Source organism: Burkholderia sp. SRS-25 (assembly GCF_004343765.1).
Lineage (GTDB): Bacteria > Pseudomonadota > Gammaproteobacteria > Burkholderiales > Burkholderiaceae > Burkholderia > Burkholderia contaminans.
Map to the genome: position 1 here is coordinate 42129 of NZ_PTXM01000011.1, position 25764 is coordinate 67892.

21 protein-coding genes and 1 pseudogene are annotated in these 25764 nt (G+C 67.5%); 6 read left to right on the top strand and 16 right to left on the bottom strand.

Going from position 1 to position 25764, the window contains the following annotated elements; all coding sequences use genetic code 11:
* Window positions 1-8: 8 nt before the first annotated feature.
* The 7 genes from C5O79_RS16755 to glcD form a co-directional block, all read right to left on the bottom strand.
* Entirely contained in the window at window positions 9-1406 is a 1398-nt protein-coding gene (locus C5O79_RS16755; protein WP_046549479.1) for a cache domain-containing protein, read from the bottom strand.
* Between the two features lie 159 nt (window positions 1407-1565).
* Complete coding sequence (locus C5O79_RS16760) at window positions 1566-3128, bottom strand: sensor domain-containing diguanylate cyclase (RefSeq protein ID WP_046548805.1); 1563 nt, start codon at window positions 3126-3128, stop codon at window positions 1566-1568.
* A gap of 529 nt (window positions 3129-3657) precedes the next feature.
* Window positions 3658-5832 carry a malate synthase G gene (locus C5O79_RS16765; protein ID WP_122477213.1) on the bottom strand — a complete coding sequence of 725 codons (2175 nt, stop codon included), beginning with the start codon at window positions 5830-5832 and terminating at the stop codon, window positions 3658-3660.
* Window positions 5833-5876: 44 nt separating this feature from the next.
* Window positions 5877-6281, bottom strand: a complete 405-nt coding sequence (locus tag C5O79_RS16770; protein ID WP_122477211.1) for a heme-binding protein — start codon at window positions 6279-6281, stop codon at window positions 5877-5879.
* A gap of 20 nt (window positions 6282-6301) precedes the next feature.
* Complete coding sequence (glcF, locus tag C5O79_RS16775; protein ID WP_046548802.1) at window positions 6302-7522, bottom strand: glycolate oxidase subunit GlcF; 1221 nt, start codon at window positions 7520-7522, stop codon at window positions 6302-6304.
* 24 nt (window positions 7523-7546) lie between these two features.
* Window positions 7547-8623 (bottom strand): glycolate oxidase subunit GlcE, encoded by a 1077-nt coding sequence (glcE, locus tag C5O79_RS16780; protein ID WP_122477208.1) that lies wholly within the window; start codon window positions 8621-8623, stop codon window positions 7547-7549.
* On the bottom strand, window positions 8623-10122 hold the full coding sequence (gene glcD, locus C5O79_RS16785; RefSeq protein WP_122477206.1) for a glycolate oxidase subunit GlcD: 1500 nt from the start codon (window positions 10120-10122) through the stop codon (window positions 8623-8625). Before glcD ends, glcE begins: the two co-directional genes overlap by 1 nt.
* A gap of 219 nt (window positions 10123-10341) precedes the next feature.
* Here glcD and glcC point away from each other — a divergent pair, with 219 nt between their 5' ends.
* Together glcC and C5O79_RS16795 are read left to right on the top strand one after the other, a co-directional pair.
* A complete protein-coding gene (gene glcC, locus C5O79_RS16790; RefSeq protein ID WP_046548799.1) occupies window positions 10342-11112 on the top strand; it encodes a transcriptional regulator GlcC in 771 nt (256 codons plus the stop codon).
* 251 nt (window positions 11113-11363) lie between these two features.
* Window positions 11364-11810: pseudogene (locus tag C5O79_RS16795) on the top strand (DUF6306 domain-containing protein); the annotation flags it as partial.
* A gap of 89 nt (window positions 11811-11899) precedes the next feature.
* Here C5O79_RS16795 and C5O79_RS16800 read toward each other — a convergent pair.
* From C5O79_RS16800 to ugpC, 7 genes are all read right to left on the bottom strand, one after another.
* Complete coding sequence (locus C5O79_RS16800; protein WP_122477202.1) at window positions 11900-12442, bottom strand: hypothetical protein; 543 nt, start codon at window positions 12440-12442, stop codon at window positions 11900-11902.
* Window positions 12443-12490: 48 nt separating this feature from the next.
* On the bottom strand, window positions 12491-12907 hold the full coding sequence (locus tag C5O79_RS16805; RefSeq protein ID WP_131931485.1) for a hypothetical protein: 417 nt from the start codon (window positions 12905-12907) through the stop codon (window positions 12491-12493).
* 45 nt (window positions 12908-12952) lie between these two features.
* Window positions 12953-13804, bottom strand: a complete 852-nt coding sequence (locus C5O79_RS16810) for a carbohydrate ABC transporter permease (protein WP_046548796.1) — start codon at window positions 13802-13804, stop codon at window positions 12953-12955.
* A 17-nt stretch (window positions 13805-13821) separates the two neighbouring features.
* Window positions 13822-14775, bottom strand: a complete 954-nt coding sequence (locus C5O79_RS16815; RefSeq protein WP_047851398.1) for a sugar ABC transporter permease — start codon at window positions 14773-14775, stop codon at window positions 13822-13824.
* A 54-nt stretch (window positions 14776-14829) separates the two neighbouring features.
* Window positions 14830-16089, bottom strand: coding sequence for an extracellular solute-binding protein (locus C5O79_RS16820; protein ID WP_131931487.1), 1260 nt, complete (start codon window positions 16087-16089; stop codon window positions 14830-14832).
* A gap of 63 nt (window positions 16090-16152) precedes the next feature.
* Entirely contained in the window at window positions 16153-18138 is a 1986-nt protein-coding gene (locus C5O79_RS16825; RefSeq protein WP_131931489.1) for a beta-galactosidase, read from the bottom strand.
* Window positions 18139-18147: 9 nt separating this feature from the next.
* On the bottom strand, window positions 18148-19296 hold the full coding sequence (gene ugpC, locus C5O79_RS16830) for a sn-glycerol-3-phosphate ABC transporter ATP-binding protein UgpC (protein WP_131931491.1): 1149 nt from the start codon (window positions 19294-19296) through the stop codon (window positions 18148-18150).
* 189 nt (window positions 19297-19485) lie between these two features.
* On the opposite strand from ugpC, the gene C5O79_RS16835 reads away from it, so the two are divergent.
* Window positions 19486-20526 carry a LacI family DNA-binding transcriptional regulator gene (locus tag C5O79_RS16835; RefSeq protein ID WP_131931493.1) on the top strand — a complete coding sequence of 347 codons (1041 nt, stop codon included), beginning with the start codon at window positions 19486-19488 and terminating at the stop codon, window positions 20524-20526.
* A gap of 105 nt (window positions 20527-20631) precedes the next feature.
* On the opposite strand, the gene C5O79_RS16840 is transcribed toward C5O79_RS16835, so the two are convergent.
* The gene (locus tag C5O79_RS16840) at window positions 20632-21273 is read right to left on the bottom strand and encodes a GntR family transcriptional regulator (RefSeq protein WP_047851393.1); all 642 of its coding nucleotides are present in this window, start codon (window positions 21271-21273) and stop codon (window positions 20632-20634) included.
* Window positions 21274-21404: 131 nt separating this feature from the next.
* On the opposite strand from C5O79_RS16840, the gene C5O79_RS16845 reads away from it, so the two are divergent.
* Window positions 21405-21881 (top strand): OsmC family protein, encoded by a 477-nt coding sequence (locus C5O79_RS16845; RefSeq protein WP_122477188.1) that lies wholly within the window; start codon window positions 21405-21407, stop codon window positions 21879-21881.
* Between the two features lie 24 nt (window positions 21882-21905).
* Here the strand turns inward: C5O79_RS16845 and C5O79_RS16850 are convergent, their stop codons facing one another.
* Complete coding sequence (locus C5O79_RS16850; protein WP_046548788.1) at window positions 21906-22856, bottom strand: LysR family transcriptional regulator; 951 nt, start codon at window positions 22854-22856, stop codon at window positions 21906-21908.
* A gap of 114 nt (window positions 22857-22970) precedes the next feature.
* Between C5O79_RS16850 and C5O79_RS16855 the strand changes: the two genes are divergently transcribed.
* The gene (locus tag C5O79_RS16855; protein WP_046548787.1) at window positions 22971-24722 is read left to right on the top strand and encodes an IlvD/Edd family dehydratase; all 1752 of its coding nucleotides are present in this window, start codon (window positions 22971-22973) and stop codon (window positions 24720-24722) included.
* Between the two features lie 103 nt (window positions 24723-24825).
* On the top strand, window positions 24826-25755 hold the full coding sequence (locus C5O79_RS16860; protein WP_046548786.1) for a dihydrodipicolinate synthase family protein: 930 nt from the start codon (window positions 24826-24828) through the stop codon (window positions 25753-25755).
* The last annotated feature ends 9 nt before the right edge of the window (window positions 25756-25764 follow it).

Here is a 25764-nt window from a genome sequence, read left to right on the forward strand (position 1 = left end):
GTCTCCTGTTATGGGGCGCGTCGTGACGCGGCGCCGGGCAGCGGTACGCGCGCGGCGACGATCGTGTGGCCGACCTGCGACGTGATCGTCAGCATGCCGCCGAGCGCGTCGAGGCGCTCGCGCATGTTGCGCAGGCCGATGCCGCGGCGCGCGTCGGCCTGCGAGCGTTCGGCGTCGAAGCCGCAGCCGTTGTCGGCGATGGTCAGCGTGACGGATTGCGCGCCGACGTCGAGCGTGACGGCCGCGCGCGATGCCTGCGCATGATGCACGATGTTGCTGAGCGCTTCCTGCGCGATCCGGAACAGCGCGGTGTTGACGGCTTCCGGCAGCGGCCGGGTGCCGCTGTGCGCGACCTGCGTATAGCCGATGTCGATGCCGCTTTCGGCGCCGAGCTCGCGCACCAGCTGCTCGAGCGCGGCCGCGAGACCGAGGTCGTCGAGCATGGACGGTCGCAGCGCATGCGAGATGCGCCGCACTTCGCGCAGCGTGTCGCCGAGCCGCCCGACGCCCGACGCCAGCGCCTGCTCGGCTTCGGGCAGGCGCGCCGAGCCGCGTTCGAAGCGTGCGAGCGCGGATTCGAGCATCAGCTTCGCGGACACCATCATCTGGCTGATCCCGTCATGCAGCTCGCGCGACAGCCGCGCCCGCTCCTGCTCCTGCGATTCGACGACGCGCTGCGCGAGCAGCTTGAGCTTGGCGTCGGCGCTGCGCGACTCGCTGACGTTCAGCACCAGCGCGCACACGGCGATCGCCGCCGCACCGGTGAGCGCGATCGCGGTGAGCCAGCTCATCGTGCGCTCGATGTTCGCGGACGCGCGTGCGTCGATGCGCTGCAGCGCGGTGTCGACGTCGTCGAGATAGATGCCGGTGCCGACCATCCAGCCCCAGCGCTCGAGCGCGACGACGTAGCCGAGCTTCGGCGCGACGCGGCCCGTCGACGGCCGCTGCCATGCGTAGCGCACGTAGCCGCCGCCGCTCGACGCGGCGCCGATCAGCTTCTGGATCGTCAGCGCGCCTTGCGGGTCGCGCATCGACCAGTAGTTGTGGCCGACGCGCTCGGGCTCGCGCGGATGCATCAACGAATTGCCGTGCAGGTCGTACACGAAGAAATAGCCATCGGGGCCGAAATCCATCTTCTGCAGCATCGCGAGCGCCTGCGTGCGCAGCATTGCGTCGTCGCGCGCGTTGCGGCCGCTCGCGTCGTAGAGCGGCATGATCGCGCTCGTCGCCAGCTCGACATAGTGCTTAAGCTCGACTTCCTTGCTCGACAGGTACGCGGCCTGGATCGTCGCGTGCTGCGTGCGCGCGAGGGACGTCGCCTGTTGGCGCACGCCGAAGCCGATGCCGGCGATCGCGAGCAGGAACGGCACGATGGCCAGAAGGAAGATCTTTGCCTTGAGTCTCATGGTGGTGCGAAGCAGCCGCGCACCCGCGCGGGCCGCGCCGGGCGCGTCAGCCGTGCGGCGGCATGTCGAGGCGACATTGTCGGCGATTTTGCGCACGGGCGGCGACGGCGGCCCGGCGGCCGCCCGGCCGTCGCTCGGCGGCGTGGCGCGTCCGGCCGCTCAGGCCTGCCGCGCCGCGAGTCCGCCAGAAGCGGCCGGGTGCACGACGATGCGGTTGCGCCCGCCTTCCTTCGCGCGATACAGCGCGACGTCGGCCAGCTTCAGCGCGCCCTGCATGTCGTCGTCGTGTTCGGGATAGCCGGTCGTCACGCCGATGCTCACCGTCAGGCGGCCGGACGTACCGGCGTCGTGCCGGATGCCGAGATCGAGGATGCCGGTACGGATCGTCTCGGCGATCGACACCGCGCCGTCCGTGTCGACGTCGGGTAGCACAACGACGAACTCTTCGCCGCCGTAGCGTGCCGCATAGTCGGCCGGGCGGCGCAGGCAGCCGGCGATGCAGTGGCCGACCGCGGCGAGCGCGTCGTCCCCGGCCTGGTGCCCTTGCGTATCGTTGTAGCGCTTGAAGTGATCGACGTCGATGAACAGCAGCGACAGCGCGTGCTGCGAGCGCGCGGCACGGCGCCATTCGCGCGCGAGCGTGACGTCGAGCATCCGCCGGTTGTCGAGGCCCGTGAGGCCGTCGGTGCGCGCGAGCGCCTGCAGCTCGGTTTCCGCGCGGTGGCGCTTGCGCAATTGCACGTCGAGCAGCAGCGACAGGCCGACGAAGCCGATCGCGAGCGCTGCCATCGCGGAGCCGATCGGAACCGCACGGTCGTGCCACGCGGCGTAGGTGTCCGCTTCCGAGCGCGCGACCATGATGATGAGCGGCAGATGGTCGAGGTGCCGGAACACGTACAGGCGCCGCACGCCGTCGATCGATGCGGTATCGGCGAAGCTGCCTTCATTGGCGGTCATGAACCGCCGGAACGTGCTGGCGCGGCTGATGTCGCGGCCGACGATCTTCGGGTCGTACGGCTCGCGCGCGAGCATCCTGCCGTCCGTGTTGATCAGCGCGATCGAGCCGCGATCGCCCAGCGACAGGCGCGAGAACAGGTTCTGGAAATATTCGAGCCGGATCGACATCACGGCGACACCGTCGAACGAGCCGTCGGGCGTGGCGATCCGCCGGCTGAGCGCGATGCTCGGCGAGCCGTCGCGCAGCCGCGAGTGATACGGCGGGCTGACGTACAGGCCGATGTCGGGGTGGTCGCGGTGCACGGTGAAGTACGGCTCGTTGCCGAAGTTGGCCTTGCGCGGCACGTCGCTCTTGCCGTCGACCGCGATGTCGCCCTTCGCGTCGAGCACGTAGATGCCGCCGAGGTACTTGGCCGTCGTCGCTCGGTCGAACAGCACCTGGCGGCGCAGCGGCATCGGCAGGTTGACGACCGCGGGGTCGTTCTCGCTGTCGACGACACCCTGCAGCGACAGCGAATAGATCTCGATGTTGCGCTCGATGTCCCACGACGCCATCAGCGCCAGATTCTGCTGCATCGCAATCGAGCGGTCGCGCGCGTCGATGCGGCCTTCGTACAGCACGATCCCGCACAGGAGGAGCAGGACCAGCGCGATCAGCAGCCCCGTGTAGAAGATCAGGTGCGGCAGCAGGAACCGGCGCAGATGTGCGGCGACACGGCTCGTCAGGCCGGATTCGCTGGGCATTGCGTAGTCGGTTTCTGCCATGATCTGTGGATCGGTGGGCATTGCCGCCGGGAGGCGGGCCGATGCGATTGTTCGTATGTCGTGCCGGCGGCGATCCGTTACGCGGCCATTCCGACGCCTTTCTGCCGGCCGGCGGGGAAAATGGGCGTCGATTATCGGTAATCGCGGCCAGATATACCGGTAAATCAAGCATTTACTGGTGACATCTGCGCCGATTCAACGATCCGACGAATCGGGCAACGCGAATTCAACGGAGTATAACGCGCGCGTCCGCGCACGCGAGAAATCTTGCAGACGGTTGATCCGGATCAAATTACCGTGTAATCCCGCCCTTCCGAATCCCGGGCAGAGCGTTGTGGCGCAAGGCTTCGCGACATGAAGGGCCGTGGCGGGCGGCATGCCGCTGTCGATTCCACCTGGTTAACGGCACACGCATGCCAAAAATGAAGGCGGACGATATGCGCCGATTATCTGTTTCAACGGCCGGGTGAACACGAAAATGAAAACGGGCGGCCGTGGCGGCCGCCCGTTTCGTGAAGCACCCTGACGCTTAACCGCCGTGCTGCTGCGCCTTGAACGCGAGGCGGAACCGGTGCAGCAGCGGCTCGGTATAGCCGCTCGGCTGCGACGTGCCCTGCAGCGCGAGCGCGCACGCGGCCTTGAACGCGGTCGACTGGTCGTAGCCGGGCGCCATCGGGCGATAGTTCGGGTCGCCGGCGTTCTGCTGGTCGACGACGCGCGCCATCCGCTTGAACACGTCGAGCACGAATGCTTCGGTGATCACGCCGTGGCGCAGCCAGTTCGCGATGTGCTGGCTCGAAATGCGCAGCGTCGCGCGGTCTTCCATCAGGCCGACGTCGTGGATGTCGGGCACCTTCGAGCAGCCGACGCCCTGTTCGACCCAGCGCACGACGTAGCCGAGGATACCCTGCGCGTTGTTCTCGACTTCGCTCAGGATCTCGGCCTCGCTCCACGCGGCGCGCTCGACGACCGGCACGGTCAGCAGGCCTTCGAGCAGCGCGTCGCGTTCGCTTGCGTACGGCGTCTTCTCGAGTTCCTGCTGGACGGCCTGGACGTCGACGAGGTGGTAGTGCAGCGCGTGCAGCGTCGCGGCGGTCGGCGACGGCACCCAGGCGGTGTTCGCGCCGGCGCGCGGATGCGCGATCTTCTGCTCGAGCATCGCATGCATCAGGTCCGGCATCGCCCACATGCCCTTGCCGATCTGCGCACGGCCGCGCAGGCCGGCCGACAGGCCCGCGAGCACGTTGTTGCGCTCGTACGACTGGATCCACGCCGACGACTTCATGTCGCCCTTGCGGATCATCGGGCCCGCTTCCATCGCGGTGTGCATCTCGTCGCCGGTGCGGTCGAGGAAGCCGGTGTTGATGAACGCCACGCGTGCGGCAGCCGCGGCGATGCACGCGGCGAGGTTCACGCTGGTGCGGCGCTCCTCGTCCATGATGCCCATCTTCAGCGTGTTGCGCGGCAGGTTGTACAGATCCTCGATGCGCGCGAACAGCGTATCGGCGAATGCGACTTCGGCCGGGCCGTGCATCTTCGGCTTCACGATGTAGATCGAGCCCGTGCGCGAGTTGCGCTTCGCCTTCAGGTCGTGCAGTGAGCACAGCACCGTGACGACGCCGTCGAGGATCCCTTCCGGAATCTCGTTGCCTTCGCGGTCGAGCACCGCGCCGTTGGTCATCAGGTGGCCCACGTTGCGCACGAACAGCAGCGAGCGGCCGTGCAGCGACAGCGTGCCGCCGGCGGGCGTGGTGTACTCGCGATCGGCGTTCAGGCGGCGCGTGAAGGTCTTGCCGCCCTTCGCGACTTCCTCGACCAGCGTGCCCTGCATCAGGCCGAGCCAGTTGCGGTAAAGCTGGACCTTGTCTTCCGCGTCCACCGCCGCGACCGAATCCTCGCAGTCGATGATCGTGCTGACCGCGGCTTCGAGCACGACGTCCTTCACGTTCGCGAGATCGGCGCGGCCGATCGGCGTCGATGCGTCGATCTGGATCTCGAGGTGCAGGCCGTTGTGCTTCAGCAGGATCGCGGACGGCGCATCGGCCGCGCCCTGGTAGCCGACGAACTGCGCAGGCTGCGCGAGATGCACGACGCCCTTCGCGGTTTCGACGGCGAGCTGGCCGTCCTGCACGCGGTAGCGCAGCGCGTCGCGATGCGAGCCGCTCGCGAGCGGCGCCGCGTTGTCGAGCACGTTGCGCGCGTAGTCGATCACGCGCTGGCCGCGCGTCGGGTTGTAGGCCGTGGTGCGTTCGGCGCCGCCGTCTTCAGGCAGCGCATCGGTGCCGTACAGCGCGTCGTACAGGCTGCCCCAGCGGGCGTTCGCGGCGTTCAGCGCGTAGCGCGCATTCGACAGCGGCACGACGAGCTGCGGGCCGGCCTGCGTGGCGATCTCGCTGTCGACGTTCGCGGTGGCTGCCGCGACGCTCGACGGGACCGGCACGAGGTAGCCGATTTGTTCGAGGAAAGCGCGATACGCGGCGTGGTCGCGCACGGGACCGGGGTGCGCGCGGTGCCAGGTGTCGAGTTCCTGCTGCAGGCGGTCGCGTTCGGCGAGCAGCTCGCGGTTGCGCGGCGCCAGGTCGTGCACCAGGGCCGAGAAACCGCTCCAGAACGCGGCCTTGTCGATGCCGGTGCCCGGCAGCGCTTCGTTTTCAATGAACTGGCTCAGCGCTGGCGCGACTTGCAGTCCTGCTTGGTCGATCATCGTGATTCCTCCCGGGGAATGAAAAACGCGCGCGCGTTGGCTGGCTATGCCACGACGCTTTGTGTACCGGCGCGGGCGATCTGCGCGTCCTGTTCGGACTTTACGCCAGACACGCCGATCGCGCCTGCGATCCGGCCGCCGACCGTGACCAGCACGCCGCCTTCGAGCAACCCCGTCAGCGGCGCGCTCAGGAACGCGGTGCGGCCACCGTTGATCATATCCTCATACGCCTTCGTCTCGCGACGGCCGAGCGCCGCCGCGCGCGCCTTGTCCTGCGCGATGGCGGCGCTGGCCGGCGATGCGCCGTCGAGGCGGGCGAACGCGAGCAGGTGGCCGCCGTCGTCGACGACGGCGATCGACACGGCCCAGCCGTGACGCTCCGCTTCCGCGCGGGCGGCGGCGAGCATGCGGTCGGCATCGGCGAGTTCGAGTTCGGGTTTCGTCTGCATGGCATTCCTCCGGAATCTGGTCAGTTGACGAGGTGGTTGTCGACGAGCTCGATCCAGTGGCGCACAGGCGTGCGGCCCGCGCCGTTCAGGTGAGTCTGGCAGCCGACGTTGGCCGTGACAATCAGGTCCGGCCGCGCGGCTTCGAGCGCGTCGAGCCGGTTGTCGCGCAGTTTCGTCGCGAGTTCGGGCTGGGTCAGCGAATACGTGCCGGCCGAGCCGCAGCACAGATGGCCGTCGACGACATTCGTCAGATCGAAGCCGAGCTGCGTCAGGATGCGCTCGACCGCGCCGCCGAGGCGCTGCGCATGCTGCAGCGTGCACGGGCAATGCACCGCGATGCGGCGTGGCGTCGACCCGGCCAGCGCGTCGAGCGGCTCGGCCGCGATCACTTCGGCGAGATCGCGTGCGAGCGCGCTGACGCGTTGCGCTTTCTCCGCATAGACGGGGTCGGAGCGCAGCAGGTCGCCGTATTCCTTGACGAACGCACCGCAGCCGCTCGCCGTCAGCACGATCGCTTCGGCGCCCGCTTCGATCGCGGGCCACCATGCGTCGATATTGCGGCGTGCGCGGGCGAGGCCGGCATCCTGCGCATTCAGGTGATATTCGGTCGCGCCGCAGCAGCCGGCTTCGCGCGCCGGACTCACGCTGATGCCGAGCCGGTCGAGCACGCGCGCGGCGGCCGCATTGGTGTTCGGCGACAGCGAAGGCTGCACGCAGCCTTCGAGCATCAGCACGCGCCGAGCGTGGCGCACGGGCGGGCGCGGTGCGACCGCGGAGACGGCGGCCGGGATCTTGGCCTGCAGCGTGCCGGGCAGCAGCGGGCGCAGCGCGCGGCCGGCCTTCAGCAACGCGGCGAACGTCGCCGGGCGCGGTATGACGTGGCGCAGCCCCGCGCGCAGCAGGCGCTCGCGCGCGGGCCGCTGCACACGCTTCTCGGCTTCCGCGCGGCCGATGTCGAGCAGCGTGTGATAGCGCACGCCGGACGGGCAGGTCGTCTCGCAGTTGCGGCACGTGAGGCAGCGGTCGAGATGCTGCTGCGTGCGCTCGCCGCACGGCTCGCCTTCGAGCAACTGCTTGATCAGGTAGATGCGCCCGCGCGGCCCGTCGAGCTCGTTGCCGAGCACCTGGTAGGTCGGGCAGGTCGCGTTGCAGAAGCCGCAGTGCACGCACGCGCGCAGGATCGCTTCCGCTTCGTCGGCCCGGGCGAGGGCCTTGCTTGCTTCGCTGAGATTGGTTTGCATCGGCGGGTCGGAATCGGGTTCGCGTCAGAAGTCGGCGTACAGGCGGCCGGGATTGAAAATCGCGTGCGGGTCGAGCTGCGCCTTGAGCTGCCGGTGCACGCGCAGCAGCGCGGGCGGCAGCGGCTGGAACGGCTCGCGCGTCGCGCCCCGCGTGCAGCAGGTCGCGTGGCCACCCCATTGCGCGGCGAACTGCTGCACGTCGGCCGGTGCCGCGTCGCTCTTTATCCAGCGCTGTGCGCCGCCCCAGTCGGCAAGCAGTGCGCCGGGCAGTGCGTCGAGCGGCGCAGAGGCCGGCACCGATACGCGCCACAGCGGGCGAGGATCGTCGAAGAACGGCAGCGCCAGGTCGCGCAGCCGAGCCCAGAACGCATCGTCGCGATCGTCCATGCGCTCGCCGCCGATCGTGTCGCGCGCGGCTTTCACCGAGCCCTCGCCGCCTTCGATACGCACGCGCAGCACACCGTCCGCATGGCAGGCGCCCGCGAGCGGCAGTCCTGCGCGTCGCCACGCGGCGACGCGCTGCACGGCTTCGCCCACGGCAAGCTGTAACGCGAGATCGCCCGTCGCGCGCGGCTTCGGCAGCACCTTCAACGACACCTCGGTCACGACGCCGAGACAGCCGAAACTGCCCGCGAGCAGCCGCGATACGTCGTAGCCCGCGACGTTCTTCATCACCTCGCCGCCGAAGCGCAGGTGCTTCGCGTGGCCGGTGATCACGCGGCAGCCGAGCACGAAGTCGCGCACCGCGCCGGCCCACGGGCGGCGCGGGCCCGACAGCGCCGCCGCGAACATGCCGCCGACCGTTGCCGCGCCGCCGAACGTCGGCGGCTCGCACGGCAGCATCTGGCCGGCTGCGTCGAGCATCGCGTCGAGATCGGCGAGCGGCGTGCCCGCGCGCGCGGTGACGACGAGTTCGGTCGGGTCGTACGACACGACGCCGCGATGCGTGCGCACGTCGAGCGTGCGGCCTTCGACGGGGCGGCCGAGGAACGCCTTCGTGCCGGCGCCGCGGACGTACAGCGGCTGGCGGTCGTGGATCGCCGCGTCGACCTGCGCGACGAGCGCCGCGCTGTCGTCGATCGATTCGATGTCGCGTCGCATCAGAAGCGCTCCAGTTCGGGAAACGGCAGCTTGCCGTGATGGACGTGCATCGCGCCGAATTCGGCACAGCGGTGCAGCGTCGGGATGTTCTTGCCGGGATTGAGCAGGCCCTGCGGATCGAATGCGGCCTTCACCGCGTGGAAGAACGTGATCTCGTCGGCGTTGAACTGCACGCACATCTGGTTGATCTTCTCGCGGCCGACGCCGTGCTCGCCGGTGATGCTGCCGCCCGCCGCGACGCACAGCTCCAGGATCTTGCCGCCGAGCGCTTCCGCGCGGTCGAGTTCGCCGGGCCGGTTCGCGTCGAACAGGATCAGCGGGTGCATGTTGCCGTCGCCCGCGTGGAACACGTTCGCGACCGGCAGCCCGTATTCGGCGGACAGCGCGGCAATGCCTTCGAGCACGCGCGGCAGCTCGCGGCGCGGGATCGTGCCGTCCATGCAGTAGTAGTCGGGCGACATGCGGCCGACCGCCGGGAATGCGTTCTTGCGGCCGGCCCAGAAGCGCTGGCGCTCGGCTTCGTCGCGTGCGACGCGGATCTCGGTTGCACCCGCGTCGCGCAACAGCGCGGCGACGCGTTCGGTGTCTTCGTCGACGTCGGTCGGCGAGCCGTCGAGCTCGCACAGCAGGATCGCCTGCGCATCGACCGGGTAGCCCGCGTGGATGAAATCCTCCGCCGCACGGATCGCGAGGTTGTCCATCATCTCGAGGCCGCCGGGGATCACGCCCGCGCCGATGATCCGTGCGACCGCCGCGCCGGCTTCCGCGACGTCGTCGAAACTTGCCATCAGCACTTTCACGCTCGGCGGCTTCGGCAGCAGCTTCACGGTGACTTCCGTGACGATGCCGAGCATTCCTTCCGAGCCGGTGAACAACGCGAGCAGGTCGAAGCCGGGCGCGTCGAGCGCATCGGCGCCGAGCGTGAGCGTATCGCCGTCGATCGTCAGGATCTCCACCTTCAGGATGTTGTGCACCGTGAGCCCGTATTTCAGGCAGTGCACGCCGCCCGCGTTCTCGGCGACGTTGCCGCCGATCGAGCACGCGATCTGCGACGACGGATCGGGCGCGTAGTACAAGCCGTGCGGCGCGGCCGCCTGCGAGATTGCGAGGTTGCGCACGCCGGGCTGCACGCGCGCGATGCCGGCATCGGGGTCGATGTCGAGAATCCTGTTGAACTTCGCCATCACGAGCAGGAGGCCTTTTTCGAGCGGCATCGCGCCGCCCGACAGGCCGGTGCCCGCGCCGCGCGCGACCACCGGCACGCCGAACGCGGCCGCGACGCGCAGCACCGCGCGCACCTGCTCGACCGTATCGGGCAATACGACCGCGAGCGGCACCGTGCGGTATGCGGCGAGGCCGTCGCATTCGAACGGCTTGAGCGCCTCGCGTTCGTGGAGCACGTCGAGGCCGGGCGCCGCCGCGTGCAGCGCGGCGACGAGTGTGTCGCGGCCGACGGTCGCCAGCGGGCCGTCGATCCGTTCGTCGTAGGTGAAACTCATCGGGGTTGTCTCCACCATGCAGGCGGCTGCGCGACGCGCGGCACGCCGGAAGGGAAGGATTCTTGGCGGCCGGCGCGTGCGTGTCCAGACATGGCGGGCGTGGTCATACCAGTTTTTGCGAGGTGGCCGGAAAGCAGCTGTGTCGATCGCCTTGAAACTGAATGTCTAAACGGGTTTGTGGGAAAATCACCGATATCCTTCCGAAGTGGTCATACCAGTATGGAAATGCAGGAACAGGCGGGCTCGGCGCGGAACGTGGCCGACGTCGTTGCAGAGCGCATCGAGCAGCTGATCGTCGACGGCGTGCTGAAGGCCGGGCAGGCATTGCCGTCCGAACGGCGGCTGACCGAGAAGCTCGGCGTGTCGCGTACGGCCGTGCGTGAAGGGATGAAGTTGCTGCGCGCGCGCGGCATCATCGACACCACGCACGGCAAGGGCTCGTTCGTTGCGAGCCTGACCCCGCAACGCGAGATCACGCCGATGATGCATCTGCTCGGTTCGCAGCCGCGCACGCTGTACGACCTGTTCGAGGTGCGCGGGATGCTCGAGACGGAGGCCGCGCGGCTCGCGGCGCTGCGCGGCACGCCGGCCGATTTCATCCTGATCAAGCGTCGCTATGAGGAGATGACCGCGGCCGATGCGCAGGATCTCGACCCCGCCGCGCGCGCGAAGCTCGATCACGCGTTTCATCTCGCGATCTGCGAGGCTTCGCATAACCCGGTGCTGGTGAATACGCTGCAGTCGCTGACGGATCTGCTGCTGAGTTCGGTGTTTGCGTCGGTGAACAATCTTTATCACCGTGAGCCGTTGAAGAAGCAGATCGACCGGCAGCACGCGCGGCTTTATAACGCGGTGACGGGGCGGTTGCCCGATCAGGCGCGCAAGGCGGCTAGCGAACATATTCGCCAGTGTGTCGAGTATCTGCGGGAGATCGAGCAGGAGGAGCAGCGGCTGGTGCGGTCGACGTTGAGGCTTGAAGGGTGGACGTGATGTCGGCTGTGCGTGGCGATGTGGCTTGAGGTGCATCACGCGCAGCGGGTCGTCTGGCAACGCGTGTCACGGTGCTATGTCAGACTGTGAGCCATTCTTCGTGTGGCCCCGCTGTCGCGTGAGCAATGCCTGACGGAACCACGTCGGACGAACCGGTGCGCCACCCTTCCTGAAACGGAGGACATCGCATGTCGAACCGGACCCACGATGACGGGCACGACGCCCGTCGTGCCAAAGCAGCGGACGAATCCGCGGATGCGCAGCGCGACGCGTTGCTTGCGTTGCTGAATGAACTGCTGGAAGCCGAGCGCGCAGGTGCGCGGGTTGCGTCGGAGACGGCGGCGGAAATCGAGGATCCCGAACTTCATCGGCTTGTGGCGAGTATTCGGCAGGATGAGGCGCACTGGTGTGCGGTACTGGTCGATGCGATTCGGTCGCTCGATGCGACGCCGACGCATGCTACCGGGGCGTTCTATGAGAAGGCGATGGCGATCGAGGATTTGCCGGAGCGGCTGGCGTTTTTGAATCGTGGACAGCGGTGGGTTGTGCGGAAGCTGCAAGCGTTGCTGCCGACTCTTGCGCAGCCCGACATGCACCATGCGCTTACGCAGATGCTTGTGGCGCATGAGAAGAACATTGGGGTGGTAGATGCGCGGTTGCGGATCAAGGATGGCGGTGCCGGGCCGGGAGGGGCTTAGCGGTGGTGCGAAAGAAGTGCGTCGCAAGATGTCGTTTCTCGACCCGAATGCAGCTCAGGGGCGTTGAGATACGGCTCAAAGGCCGAATGCTAATCACGCATCACGTCGCCCGTCGCGTAATCGAATCGATATACCCTTCGCTCGAAATCGACGGCCTCAACATGATCGGGCTGTAACCGAACGCTTTCAGTGAATATGTCGGCGCCAGAGGCCTGCCATATCAGATCGCCATCCAGCGATAGGCGGGAAATTTCGAGTTCCCCGTGCACGATAAGTGCACGCCGGCCGGCGTCCCAGTGGAGACCGAAGCAAGTGGCCTGATCGACTCGTACTGCCCACGTCAATTCATGAGGTGACGACAGGGAAATGCAGACGGCATGGTCGCCAACGGCCAGGTAAAGCTTGTCGTCGACGATCACTGAAGAATGGTCATGTACTGTCGAGCATCCCCCGCCAGCACCGATAACCATCTGACCATGACCGTTCAACGTCACCCCATGGATCGATGCCGGGCCATATTCGGTGAGCAGTACCTCGTGGGCGTAAAACCGCGTGTTGGTCATCGAACTGAATGAATAGGTCGGCTCGTTCACCACGCCAAGCGTGCCGAATGATGTGTCGAAGTTTTGCATGTGAAATCGGCGTTCGTCCTGCGACCGCGTGCAATGGTCAGGAAGCGGTCACGGCTGAAGCCAGTCCGCGCGACCGATTCCATAGACTTCCTCGCATTCGTCGTATATCACTTCGAGTGAAAGATATAAATGATCCGATGTCGGAAATGACGCGTCCAGGGATTCGTACCGCATCAGTAGAAAGACGCCGTCGTCGAGTTGTTCGATCGCGACTTTCACGGTCGTGCCTTCGCTTTCGCATCGACGATCAAGGGATTTCCGTGTCGGCGCCCAAATCAGCATAGATGGCTCGTGTCTGTTGAACGTCGGGTCGTCAGGTGTGTCGATCAGGGTTGTTGGGCCGCCCCCGGAATTGTCGACGATCGAAGCCGCCGTGTCGAACACTTCGAACCTGCGAACGCGGGCAGCGCGTATCGTGCTTCGCCGCTCTGCGACGGCCAGAAAAAAGCCCGCCGAAGCGGGCAACCTCACGATGCGGAGGGGGAGATACGAATACGCGAAGCTGCGCGTTCAGCCTTTGGTCGCCCCGAACGTCAGCCCCGCCACGAAATGTTTCTGCATCGCGAAGAACATCGCGACGGACGGCAACGCCGCCAGAATCGACCCGGCGGACACGAGATTCCACGACGTCGTCCATTGCCCCTTCAACGCCGCAACGCCCGCCGTGATCGGCGCGGCTTCATCGCCTTGGGTGAGACACAGCGCCCAGAAGTAGTCGTTCCACACGAACGTAAAAACGAGAATCGCCAGCGCGGCCAACGCAGGCCGGATCAGCGGCAGCACGATCCGGTAAAACACCGTCCATTCCCCCGCCCCTTCGATCCGCGCCGCCTCGATCAATTCGAACGGCAGCTGCTTGATGAAATTGCGCAGAAACAGCGTGCAGAACCCCGTCTGAAACGCCACATGAAAAAGAATCAGCGCCTCGACCGTATTGAACACACCGAGCCGCAGCGACAGATCCCGCACCGGAATCATCAACACTTGCACGGGCACGAAGTTACCGGCAACGAACGTCCCGAACAGCGCCGTACTCCCGCGAAACTTGTAGGTCGCCAGCGCAAAGCCCGCCATTGCCGCCAGCGCAATCGACCCGACAACGGAAGGCACCGTAATCTGCACGCTGTTCCAGAAGTAATGCAGCATCGGCGACGTCGTCAGCGCATCGCGATAGTTCTCGATCATCGAGAAGTGCCGTGGCCAGCCCCAGTAGTGGCCTTCGACCAGTTCCTCGGTCGAGCGCACCGACGTGACGAACACCGCGATCATCGGCAGCAGCCAGATCAACAGCGCAACCGGCAACGACAGCTTGTACAGCCTGCGCGACACAGGCTTCCATTGAGCAACGGGAGTCGGAAACATGATGGCCACCGGTCAGGTTATTGCTCGTTGCGCAGCAGGCGGCGCAACTGGAACACGATGTAGACGAGCATGATCGCGAACAGCACGACCGCAATCGACGCGGAATAGCCGAGCCGGTAGTACTTGATCGCCTGGTCGTACATGTAATACGCGAGCACGGTCGAGCTCTCGAACGGGCCGCCGCTCGTCATCACCGAGATCAGGTCGAAGCTGCGCAGCGCGCCGATCACCGTGACGACGATCGCCATGAAGGTGGTCGGCCGCAACTGCGGCAGCACCACGTGCCACAGCAGCGCGAATCCGCGCGCGCCTTCCATCCGGGCGGCTTCGATCTGTTCCGGGTTGAGCGACGTGAGGCCGGTGAGGTACAGGATCATGCAGTACGCGGTCTGCGGCCATAGCGCGGCGAACACGATGCCGAACGTTGCGTAGCGCGCATCGCCGAGCACCGGGATGCCGTGCCCGGCGATCAGCGCGAGCAGGCCGAACGTCGGATCGTAGAACCACGAGAAGATCAGGCCGACGACCACGCCGGACAGCACGAACGGCGCGAAGAACAGCGACTTCACGAGCCGGATGCCGGCCACCGCCTGGTTCAGGTACAACGCCAGCGCGAGGCCGAGCGGCGGCGCGAGCATGAAGAGCGCGAGCCAGATCACGTTGTTGCGCAGCGCGGTGTAGAACGTCGGCGCATGCAGCAGCTCCGCGTAGTTCGCGAGACCGACGAAGGTGCGCTCGGTCATCCCGTCCCAGTTGTACAGGCTCAGCCACAGCGTCGACAGGATCGGCCAGATCACATAGACGGCAACCATCGCGCAGGCCGGCGCGAGAAAGAGCCACGCGGCGCGCTGCTGGCGCCGCAAGGCGGGCGACGGGCGACGCGCGGGCAGGGCGGTGGCGGCGGATCCGCCGCGTGGCGGCGGCGCGGCGCCCGCGCCGGCGGGCGGGGGGGACGTGATCGGACTGGACACGGCAAGCCTCCTGAACGGGCACGGCGGCGCGGGGCCGCCGGTTGGGTCACGCGGTTACTTCTTGTAGATGCGCTTGCGGGTCTGTTCGAGTTGCGCGAGCACCGTATCGAGCTGCGCGGGATTCGCGAGGAACTGCTGCATCCCCTTCATCCCCTCGTCGGCCATTTCCTTCGTCATGTCGCGGTCGTAGAACTGCGCGACGCCGCCCTTCGTGTCGGCAAGGATCCGGAACCCGACGCGCGAGATCGGATCGGCCGGCTCGGGTGACTTGCTGTTGGCCGACAGCGAGCCGAGCCCTTCCGCGAGCTTCGCGCCCATCTCGGGCGTTTCGACGAACGCGAGGAACGTGTGCGCGTCGGCCTTGTTCTTCGCCTTCGTCGGGATATGCAGCGATTCCACCGGGCCGTCTTCGGCGGTCGGCACCTTCGGGTCGATGATCGGGAAGCGGTAGTAGCCCATTTCCTGCTTCACGTTCGGCGGGAAGCCCGCCGCGATGAAGGTGCCCATCAGCATCATCGCGGCCTTGCCCTGGAACAGGAACGGCTGCGCGCCGTCGAGATCGTAGGACAGCGCGTTGTCGATGAAGTAGCCCGCGTCGATCAGCGATTTCCACGTCGTGTAGACCTTCTTCACGCGCGGGTCGGTGTACGGCACGTCGCCGGCCATCAACTGCTGGTGGAACGCGTTGCCGTTCAGGCGCAGGTCGAGATAGTCGAACCAGCCGGCGAGGGTCCACGCGTCGCGGCCGCCGATCGCGATCGGCGTGACGCCGGCCGCTTTCAGCTTCTTGCACGCGTCGAGAAACTGGTCCCACGTCTTCGGCTCGTCGGCGATGCCGACCTTGCGGAACAGGTCCTTGCGGTAGAACAGCCCCCACGAGTAGTAGACGGTCGGCGCCGCGTACTGCTTGCCGTTGTATGACGATGCGTCGCGCGTCGACGCGTACATCGCGCCCCAGCCGTTCTTTGCCCAGTCGCCGCTCAGGTCCTCGAACAGCCCGCGCTTCGCGTAGTACGCCATCCGTTCGCCGGCGTGCCAGTTCACGACGTCCGGTGCGATGGTCGTGAGCCAGGCGGGGAGCTGCACCTTGTACGCTTCCTCGTCGACGAAGGTCGCCTTCACGTCGATGTCGGGATGCGCCTTGCGGAACGCTTCGAGCGTCGACTGCCAGACCGCGCGCTGGCTGGCGCCCTTGAACGCGATGTTGATCGTCAGCGTGCCGGCATCGGCGGGCGCCGTCATGCCGAGCGATGCCAGTGCGACAGCGGCGGCCGCGGCGAGCCGGGCGGCGGCGCGAAGGGGGCGATGGGTCATACGTGTCTCCAGTTCTGGGTGTCGTTGTACGTCACCGGCACGTCGTGGCGCCGGTCGCGGTTGCTACGAACGGCTTCGATACACGGCCACGTCTTGCGGCCCGACTTGCGCCGTGCCGAGCACGAACGCCGACGGCGGCACCGCGTCGATCGTGTGCGGCGCGTCGCCATAGTTGAAAACGTAGGTCAGGTCGCCGCGCCGGCTCACGCGCACGCCGTCGCCGAGCGGGGCGGGCGCGAGGCCGGCTTCGGCCGCGACGTCGGCGAACAGCCGGACGGTGGTCGCGTCGTCGAACAGCGCGGCCCAGTAGTGCAGCATGCCGTGCGACACGCAAGCCGGATGGCCGTCGGCGAAGCGCGCACGCACGACACTGTGCGTGTCGTCGTGCAGTTCGACGAAGTCGCGCCAGTGGCGTGCGTTGCCGGTGAGCGGCGCGCCGTCGCGCAGCGTGCCGTCGATCTGCTCGGTCACGTTCGGCCGCAGCGATTCGACGCGCCACACGCGCACCGGCAGGATCGACGCAAGCGGGCCGGGCGGCAGCGTCGGCGGGATCTGCAGGTCGACGGTCTTCGAACCGGTGCGCGGGCCGAGCACGACATGCGCGCCGGACGCCGCGAGCCGCGCGGCGAAGTCGTCCGGGACGATCGGCAGCGGCGGTACGACGACGAGCCGGTAGCCGTCGAGCGGCGCGTGCGCGGAAACGATGTCGACGTCGAGGCCGAGGGAGCGCAGCGCCGAGTAGTACTCGAATGCGAAGCGCGGGTAATGGAAATCGGCGCCCTGCGGCTGCACTTCGAACAGCCACTTCGCGTCGTAGTCGAAGACCAGTGCAACGGGGGCGCGCACGGCGCCGTCCGCATCCGCGCCGGCGTCGTGCACGGCCGCGATCTCGTTCGCGACGCGTTGCGCCTCGCGGCCGCCTTCGTCGAGTTGGTCATCGGGGGTGTGCAGGCCCGCATGCATCTGCTCCTGCGCGAACGGCGCCTGCCGCCAGCGGAAATACGACACGCAGCCGGCGCCGTGCGCGAACGCCTCCCAGCTCCACAGGCGCACCATGCCCGGCAGCGGCGCGGGGTTCCATTGCGCCCAGTTAACGGGGCCCGGCTGCTGCTCCATCACCCAGAACGGCAGTTTCGACATGCCGCGATAGAGGTCGTGATTGAACGACGCGAAATCGGGATGACCGGTGCGCAGCCAGCGCGCCTTCACGTCGGGTGCGAACCATTGCTCCTCGAGCGCGCCGAGCGGATAGCTGTCCCAGGTCGCGATGTCGAGGTCGCGTGCCACTTTGTAGTGATCGAACTCGGTGAACAGCTGCATGAAGTTGTGCGCGACCGGGCGGCCCGGCGAATGCTCGCGGATCACGTCGACCTGCATCCGGTGATAGCGCGCGACTTCGTCCGACGCGAAGCGCCGGTAGTCGAGGCGGTGCGACGGGTGAGCCTCGGTCACGGTGCCGACGGGCGCGTCGACCTCGTCGAAATGGCGATACTCCATGCTCCAGAACACGGTGCCCCACGCGCGGTTCAGCGCGTCGATCGTGCCGTAGCGCGCCTTCAGCCACGCACGGAAGCGCACGAGCGCGGCCGGCGAGTAGCCGACGACGGTCTGGTGGCAGCCCAGCTCGTTGTCGGTCTGCCAGTAGCGCACGGCAGGGTGGCGGCCGTAGCGTTCGGCGACCGCCGTGCAGATCTGGCGCGACGCCTCGAGATAGGTCGGCGACGAGAAGTCGTAGTGGCGGCGCGAGCCGAACTTGCGCGGCCGGCCGTCCGCACCGATCGCGAGGATGTCGGGATGGCGGTCGACCAGCCATTTCGGCGGCGTGGCGGTTGGCGTGCACATCACGATCTCGAGGCCGGCCGCGCCGAGCACGTCGACCGCGCGATCGAGCCAGCCCCAGTCGTATTCGCCCGGCGACGGCTCGATCCGGCTCCACGCGAATTCGGCGATCCGCACTTGCTCGATGCCGAGCGCTTTCATCCGGCGGGCATCGTCGGCCCACATCGTTTCCGGCCAGTGTTCCGGGTAGTAACAGACTCCGAGGCGCATGCCCGATCCTTATGCGTAATGGTGAACGTGGACGTCGGCGCACGCGGGCACCGCGCGGCCGTCTTCGGTGAAGAGATGGCAGGCCGCGGCCGGCGCATGCACGAGCACGCGTTCGCCGCTGCGCACCTGCGCGTCGCCGGACACCTTCGCGATGAGCGAGTGGCCGCCGGGCTGGTCGAGATGCACGTAGGTCTGTTCGCCGAGGCGTTCGACGAGTGCGACGTCGCGTGCGAGCGACGTCGCGTCGTGCGCGGTGCCGAGCGTCAGGTGTTCGGGGCGAATGCCGAGCGCTACGGTGGCGCCCGCACCGAGCGCCGAGCCGTCGCGTGGCAGTACGAAGGTTTCGCCGGACGGTGTGAGCGTGACGGTCGTGCGATGCGCATCGCAGGCGGTCACGACGGCCGGCAGGAAGTTCATGCGCGGCGAACCGATGAAGCCTGCGACGAAGCGGCTGGACGGGTGGTGGTAGAGGTCGAGCGGCGCACCGACCTGCGCGATGCTGCCGTGCTGCGCGGTATCGGCGCCGGCATGCAGCAGCACGATCTTGTCGGCGAGCGTCATCGCTTCGGTCTGGTCATGCGTCACATAGACGACGCTCGCGCGTTCGAACTGGCGGTGCAGCTTCGCGATTTCGATGCGGGTCTGGCCGCGCAGCGCGGCGTCGAGGTTCGACAGCGGTTCGTCGAACAGGAACACGCCGGGCTCGCGCACGATCGCGCGGCCGATCGCGACGCGCTGCCGTTGCCCGCCCGACAGCGCCTTCGGCTTGCGATCGAGCAGCGTGTCGAGCTGCAGGATGCGCGCGGCATCGCGTACCTTCCGGTCGATCTCGGCCTTCGGCACGCGCGCGAGCTTCAGCCCGAACGCCATGTTCTCGTAGACCGTCATGTGCGGAAACAGCGCGTAGCTCTGGAACACCATCGCGACACCGCGCTCGGCGGCCGGCACGTCGTCGACGCGGCGGCCGTCGATCGACAGCTCGCCCGCGCTCAGATCCTCGAGCCCGGCGATCATCCGCAGCAACGTCGACTTGCCGCATCCGGACGGCCCGAGGAACACGCAGAACTCGTGCGCGCCGATCTCCAGATCGACGTCGCGAATGACCGGCGCGTGATCGCCATAGGCTTTCTGCACGCGCCGCATCGAGATGCTCGCCATTGTCTCCGCTCCATGTTCTAATGCGCTTTCATCAGTGATTAAGCGCTTAATCATCGCGATCAAAAAAAGCTGCGATGCGATCGCGGCCGAGTCTCGCCCGTCGGTCGGGCGGCAGGGTGTGCGGCGATAGTGCGCCGCTTCGGTGAGCGAAGCAAATATTGAATAGACGTCTCATATAGTGAGCAAGCGATGGCAACCCTGGATGAAGTGGCGCGCCGCGCCGGCGTGACGGCCGCAACCGTGTCGAACGTGCTGCGCGATCGCGGCCGGGTGGGCGAGGCGACGCGCGCGCGGGTGCTGGAAGCCGTGGAGGCGCTCGGGTATCGGCCGCATCTCGCCGCGCGGGCGCTGGCGGAGGGGCGCGCGCCGACGGTCGCGCTGATGGTGTCGAGCATCGCGAACCCGTTCTATCCGGAGTTCGCGCTGGCGGTCGAGCGCGCGGTGCGGCGCAACGGGCAGTTCCTGATCGTCTGCAATACGAACGAAGATCCGTTGCAGGGGCGTGCGTATCTCGACCAGATCGCCGGCACGATCTCCGAAGGGATACTCGTGACGAATGCGAACCTGCATCTGCCGGATCTTCTCGATGTGGCAGCGCGTGGCGTGCCGGTCGTGCTGTGCCTGTGGGAGCGGCCGGAGGCGCCGCCAGACGGGCTGCCGTGCGTCGCGATCGATTTCCGCGAAGCCGGGCGGATCGCCACACGGCATCTGATCGAACTCGGCCATCGCGAGATCGGCGTGATCGTCGGCGGGTCGGCGAGCGGCGTGCAGGCGGCGCGCTATGACGGCTTCGTCGACGTGATGCGCGAAGCGGGGCTCGACGCGTCCATCGTCGCGGCCGAGCCCGATTCGATCGAAGGCGGCGTGCGCGCGGCGGGGCTGTTGCTCGACGCGCACCCGCGGTTGACCGCGCTGGTCGCGACCAACGACCTGCCGGCGATCGGCGCGATGCACGCGGCGGCCGATCGCGGCCGGCGTGTGCCCGATGATCTGTCGATCGTCGGGATCACCGACATTCACCTGGCGAGCGACACGCGGCCCACGCTGACGACCGTCGCGATCCCGACCGCCGAGGCCGCCGGGTTGGCGGTCGAGCTGCTCAATGCGCTGCGCGAGGCGGGTGGCCAGCGCGACGCGGCGTCACGCGTGCGTGTCGCGTCGCTGCCGAGGCTGGTGGTGCGAGGTACGACTGGCCGTGTACCGGGCGGGGGCGCGACGCCGCCGGTTTGATGCGAGGTTGCATCGAGTGCCTCGAGGTTGCCGCCGCAATCGCTACGTACGACCCGGTTCGGAGCCGCGCGCCGTGTTGAAAGCGGTAATCGCAGCGCGCCGGCCTCACCCGCCTTCGACGAGTCGCATCACGATGCGCCTGGCCGATTCCAGATGCGCGACCGTCATCGAGCGCGCCGCACGCGCATTGCGTTCGCGGCACGCCTGCAGGATCTCCTCGTGCTCGACCTGGAACGACGGCGTATCGGCGAGCAGCGTGGCCTGCAGGCGCTCGTACCGTTCGACCTGGCTGCGCAGCTCCGCGATCGTCTTCAACTGCCGCGCGTTGCCGCAGCATGAATACAGCAGTGCGTGGAATTCGCGGTTCAGTTCTCCCTGCCGGCGCGGCACGGCCGTATCGCCGAGCAAACGATGGACGAGCTCGGCGCGCGCGAGCGTCTCGTCGTCGAGCCGCTTCACGCTCCGGTAGATCGCGTCGCCTTCGAGCAGCGCGCGCAGATCGTAGATTTCCTGCACGTCCGATGCACTCAGCATGCGCACGACGGCGCCGCGATTCCTGAAGATGTCCAGCAAGCCTTCGCGCTCGAGGCGCTGAATCGCCTCGCGCATCGGAATCCGGCTGATGCCGAACCGGTCGGCCAGGTCGCGCTCGACAAGCCGTTCGCCGGCTTCGAGCTCGCCGTTGATGATCATGTCCCGCAACGAGGCGGCGACTGCGTCCGCCGTGGAATCGAGTTTGGCTTCCATGCCTGCATGTTCCGTCAATTTGGAATAATGGTATACCAAATGAGAATCCGGTGCCAAAATGGCGAGCGCAGGCGGGCTTCGTCAAACGACATCCGGCCCGGCCGAAGCAACCCACATCCATGGAGAGCGAGATGGCATCTGGCGAACACAAGTATCGCGTCGCAGTAGAGTGGACGGGCAATCGCGGCACCGGCACGTCGGGGTACCGCGAGTACGGCCGCGATCATCTGATCCGGGCCGGTTCCAAGCCGGACATTCCCGGTTCGTCGGACGCGGCGTTTCGCGGCGATGCCGCGCGCTGGAATCCGGAAGACCTGCTGCTGGCGTCGGCATCGGCGTGCCACAAGCTCTGGTACCTGCATCTGTGCTCGGAAGCCGGTATTCGCGTGCTCGCCTATGTCGACAACGCGGAAGGCACGATGCTCGACAGCGCCGATGCAGGCCGCTTCACGGAAATCGTGCTGCGCCCGCATGTGACGATTCTGGCGGGAGACGATCGCGAGCGGGCCGCGCATCTGCATCACGATGCGCACGCGAAGTGCTATATCGCGAACTCGGTCAATTTTCCGATTCGTTGCGAACCGGTGATCGAGTATGCCGCCGCGTAGTCGGCCGGAACCGCCGCGACGACGTCACGGCGCGACCCCGTAAACCTCCCGCGCCGCCCCGCGAATCGCATCGGCCATCATCGCGACGGCCGGCGAATGCAGCCGGTCGGTGCGCGTGATGATCCCGAAATCGTCCATCCGGCAATCCATCTCCAGCGGCAGCACCGTGACGATCCCGTGCCGCGCGTAGTAGCGCGCGACGTCCTCGGCCAGCACCGCGATCATGTCGCTCTGTTCGAGCAGCTGCGTGATGAACAGCAGCGCGGACGTCTCGACGAGGTTCGCCGGCGGCGCGAGGCTCGCGCGCTGGAACACGAGATCGAAGCGGTGGCGCAGCACGCTGCCGGCCGGCGGCACGACCCACGCGGCGCGCTGCACGTCCGCGAGCGACAGCGGCGCGTGTGCGAGCAGCGGATGGCCGGGCCGCACGACGGCGGCCACCGACTCGCCGGTCAGCGGTTCGTAGCGCAGCCGCAGCTTGTCGTGTTCGGCGGAGAGCCGGCCGATCACGATGTCGATCTTCTCCTGCGCAAGATGTTCGAGCAGCACGTTGCTGGTGTCGATCTCGACCGACACGTGCAGGCCGGCATGCGTGCCTTTCACCGCCGCGACGGCCGGCGGCACGAGCCGCAGGCCCGGTGACGTGATCGCCCCCACCGCCACATGGCCCAGGTGGCCGGCCTTCAGCGCGGCCAGCTCCTCGTGCGCCTGGTCGAGGCTGCCGAGCGCCGCGCGCGCATGGCGGATCAGCGCGTCGCCATAGAGCGTCGGCCGCATCCCGCGCGGCAGGCGCTCGAACAGCACCGCGCCGATCGATTCCTCGAGTTCGCGCAGCAGCTTCGACGCGGCCGGCTGCGTCATGTTCAGCGCGGCCGCCGCGCGGTGAATGCTGCCTTCGTCGGCGAGCGCGACGACCAGCAGAAGCTGGCGCGTCTTCAGGCGGCCACGGTTTCCCCACGGGCTGGCTTCAGTCATCGTACGGGTTTATATCGATATCGGAATCGATATCGTAATCGCCAAAAACGTCATTAGCCAGTTATCAAAATTCTGCCTAGACTGCGCCGGTATCCCGTCACCACAGGACTGACGATGTCGGCAACGAAACCCAGGCTGCGCTCCACCCAATGGTTCGGCACGAACGACAAGAACGGCTTCATGTACCGGAGCTGGATGAAGAACCAGGGCATCCCCGATCACGAGTTCGACGGCCGGCCGATCATCGGCATCTGCAATACGTGGTCCGAACTGACGCCGTGCAACGCGCACTTCCGCAAGCTCGCCGAGCACGTGAAGCGCGGGATCTCCGAGGCGGGCGGCTTCCCGGTCGAGTTCCCCGTGTTCTCGAACGGCGAATCGAACCTGCGCCCGTCGGCGATGCTCACGCGCAACCTCGCGTCGATGGACGTCGAGGAGGCGATCCGCGGCAACCCGATCGACGCGGTCGTGCTGCTCGCCGGCTGTGACAAGACGACGCCCGCGCTGCTGATGGGTGCGGCGAGCTGCGACGTGCCGGCGATCGTCGTGTCCGGCGGCCCGATGCTGAACGGCAAGCTGGAGGGCAAGAACATCGGCTCCGGCACCGCCGTGTGGCAACTGCACGAAGCGCTGAAAGCCGGCGAGATCGATGTCCATCACTTCCTGTCGGCCGAAGCCGGGATGTCCCGCTCGGCCGGCACCTGCAACACGATGGGCACCGCGTCGACGATGGCGTGCATGGCCGAGGCGCTCGGCGTCGCGCTGCCGCACAACGCGGCGATTCCGGCCGTCGATTCGCGCCGCTACGTGCTCGCGCACATGTCGGGCATCCGCATCGTCGAAATGGCGCTCGAAGGGCTCGTGCTGTCGAAGATCCTGACGCGCGCGGCGTTCGAGAACGCGATCCGCGCGAACGCGGCGATCGGCGGCTCGACCAACGCGGTGATCCACCTGAAGGCGATCGCGGGCCGCATCGGCGTGCCGCTCGAACTGGAAGACTGGATGCGCATCGGCCGCGACACGCCGACGATCGTCGACCTGATGCCGTCGGGGCGCTTCCTGATGGAAGAGTTCTATTACGCGGGCGGGCTGCCGGCGGTGCTGCGCCGGCTCGGTGAAGGCGGGCTGCTGCCGAACCCGGATGCGCTGACGGTGAACGGCAAGTCGCTGTGGGACAACGTGCGCGAAGCGCCGAACTATGACGAAGAAGTGATCCGCCCGCTCGACCGGCCGCTGATCGCGGACGGCGGCATCCGCATCCTGCGCGGCAATCTCGCGCCGCGCGGCGCGGTGCTGAAGCCGTCGGCGGCGAGCCCCGAGCTGCTGAAGCATCGCGGCCGCGCGGTCGTGTTCGAGAACCTCGACCACTACAAGGCGACGATCAACGACGAGGCGCTCGACATCGACGCAAGCTCGGTGATGGTGCTGAAGAACTGCGGGCCGCGCGGTTATCCAGGGATGGCCGAGGTCGGCAACATGGGACTGCCGCCGAAGCTGTTGCGCCAGGGCGTGAAGGACATGGTGCGGATTTCCGACGCGCGGATGAGCGGCACCGCGTACGGCACGGTCGTGCTGCACGTCGCGCCGGAAGCCGCTGCCGGCGGGCCGCTCGCGGCCGTGCGCAATGGCGACTGGATCGAGCTCGACTGCGAGGCCGGCACGCTGCATCTCGACATCACGGACGACGAACTGCAGCGCCGCCTGTCGGACGTCGATCCGACCGCGGCGCCGGGTGTGGCCGGCCAGCTCGGCAAGGGCGGCTACGCACGGCTGTACATCGATCACGTGCTGCAGGCCGACGAGGGGTGCGACCTCGACTTCCTGGTCGGCACGCGCGGCGCGGAGGTGCCGAGCCATTCGCATTGAGCGGCTGCGCGGCAGCCGGTCGCGGGCCTTTCGGGCCCGCGCAACGTGAAACCGTAAACGCATGACGGCCGGTCGTGACCGAGGCCGAAGCAGGACGCGAACCATGACATCGAGCAGCACGCCGCGCTATCGCGGCATTTTCCCCGTCGTTCCGACGACGTTTGCCGATACCGGCGAGCTGGACCTTGCAAGCCAGAAGCGCGCGGTCGATTTCATGATCGACGCGGGTTCGGACGGGCTGTGCATTCTCGCGAACTTCTCCGAGCAGTTCGCGATCACCGACGACGAGCGCGACGTGCTCACACGCACGATCCTCGAGCACGTCGCGGGCCGCGTGCCGGTGATCGTCACGACGTCGCATTACAGCACGCAGGTGTGCGCGGCGCGCAGCCTGCGCGCGCAGCAGCTCGGCGCGGCGATGGTGATGGCGATGCCGCCGTATCACGGCGCGACGTTCCGTGTGCCCGAAGCGCAGATATTCGAGTTCTATGCGCGCGTGTCCGACGCGATCGAGATTCCGATCATGGTCCAGGACGCGCCCGCGAGCGGCACCGCGCTATCCGCTCCGTTCCTTGCGCGGATGGCGCGCGAGATCGAGCAGGTCGCGTACTTCAAGATCGAGACGCCGGGCGCCGCGAACAAGCTGCGCGAGGTGATCCGGCTCGGCGGCGATGCCATCGAAGGGCCGTGGGACGGCGAGGAGGCGATCACGCTGCTCGCCGATCTGCACGCGGGCGCGACCGGCGCGATGACGGGTGGCGGGTTTCCGGACGGCATCCGGCCGATCCTCGAAGCATGGCGCGAAGGGCGCCACGACGACGCCTACGCGCACTACCAGGCATGGCTGCCGCTGATCAACCACGAGAACCGCCAGTCCGGGATCCTCACCGCGAAGGCGCTGATGCGCGAAGGCGGCGTGATCGCGAGCGAGCGGCCGCGGCATCCGATGCCGGAACTGCATCCGGACACGCGCGCGGAACTGCTCGCGATCGCGCGCCGGCTCGATCCGCTCGTGCTGCGCTGGGCGCACTGAACGGTCACC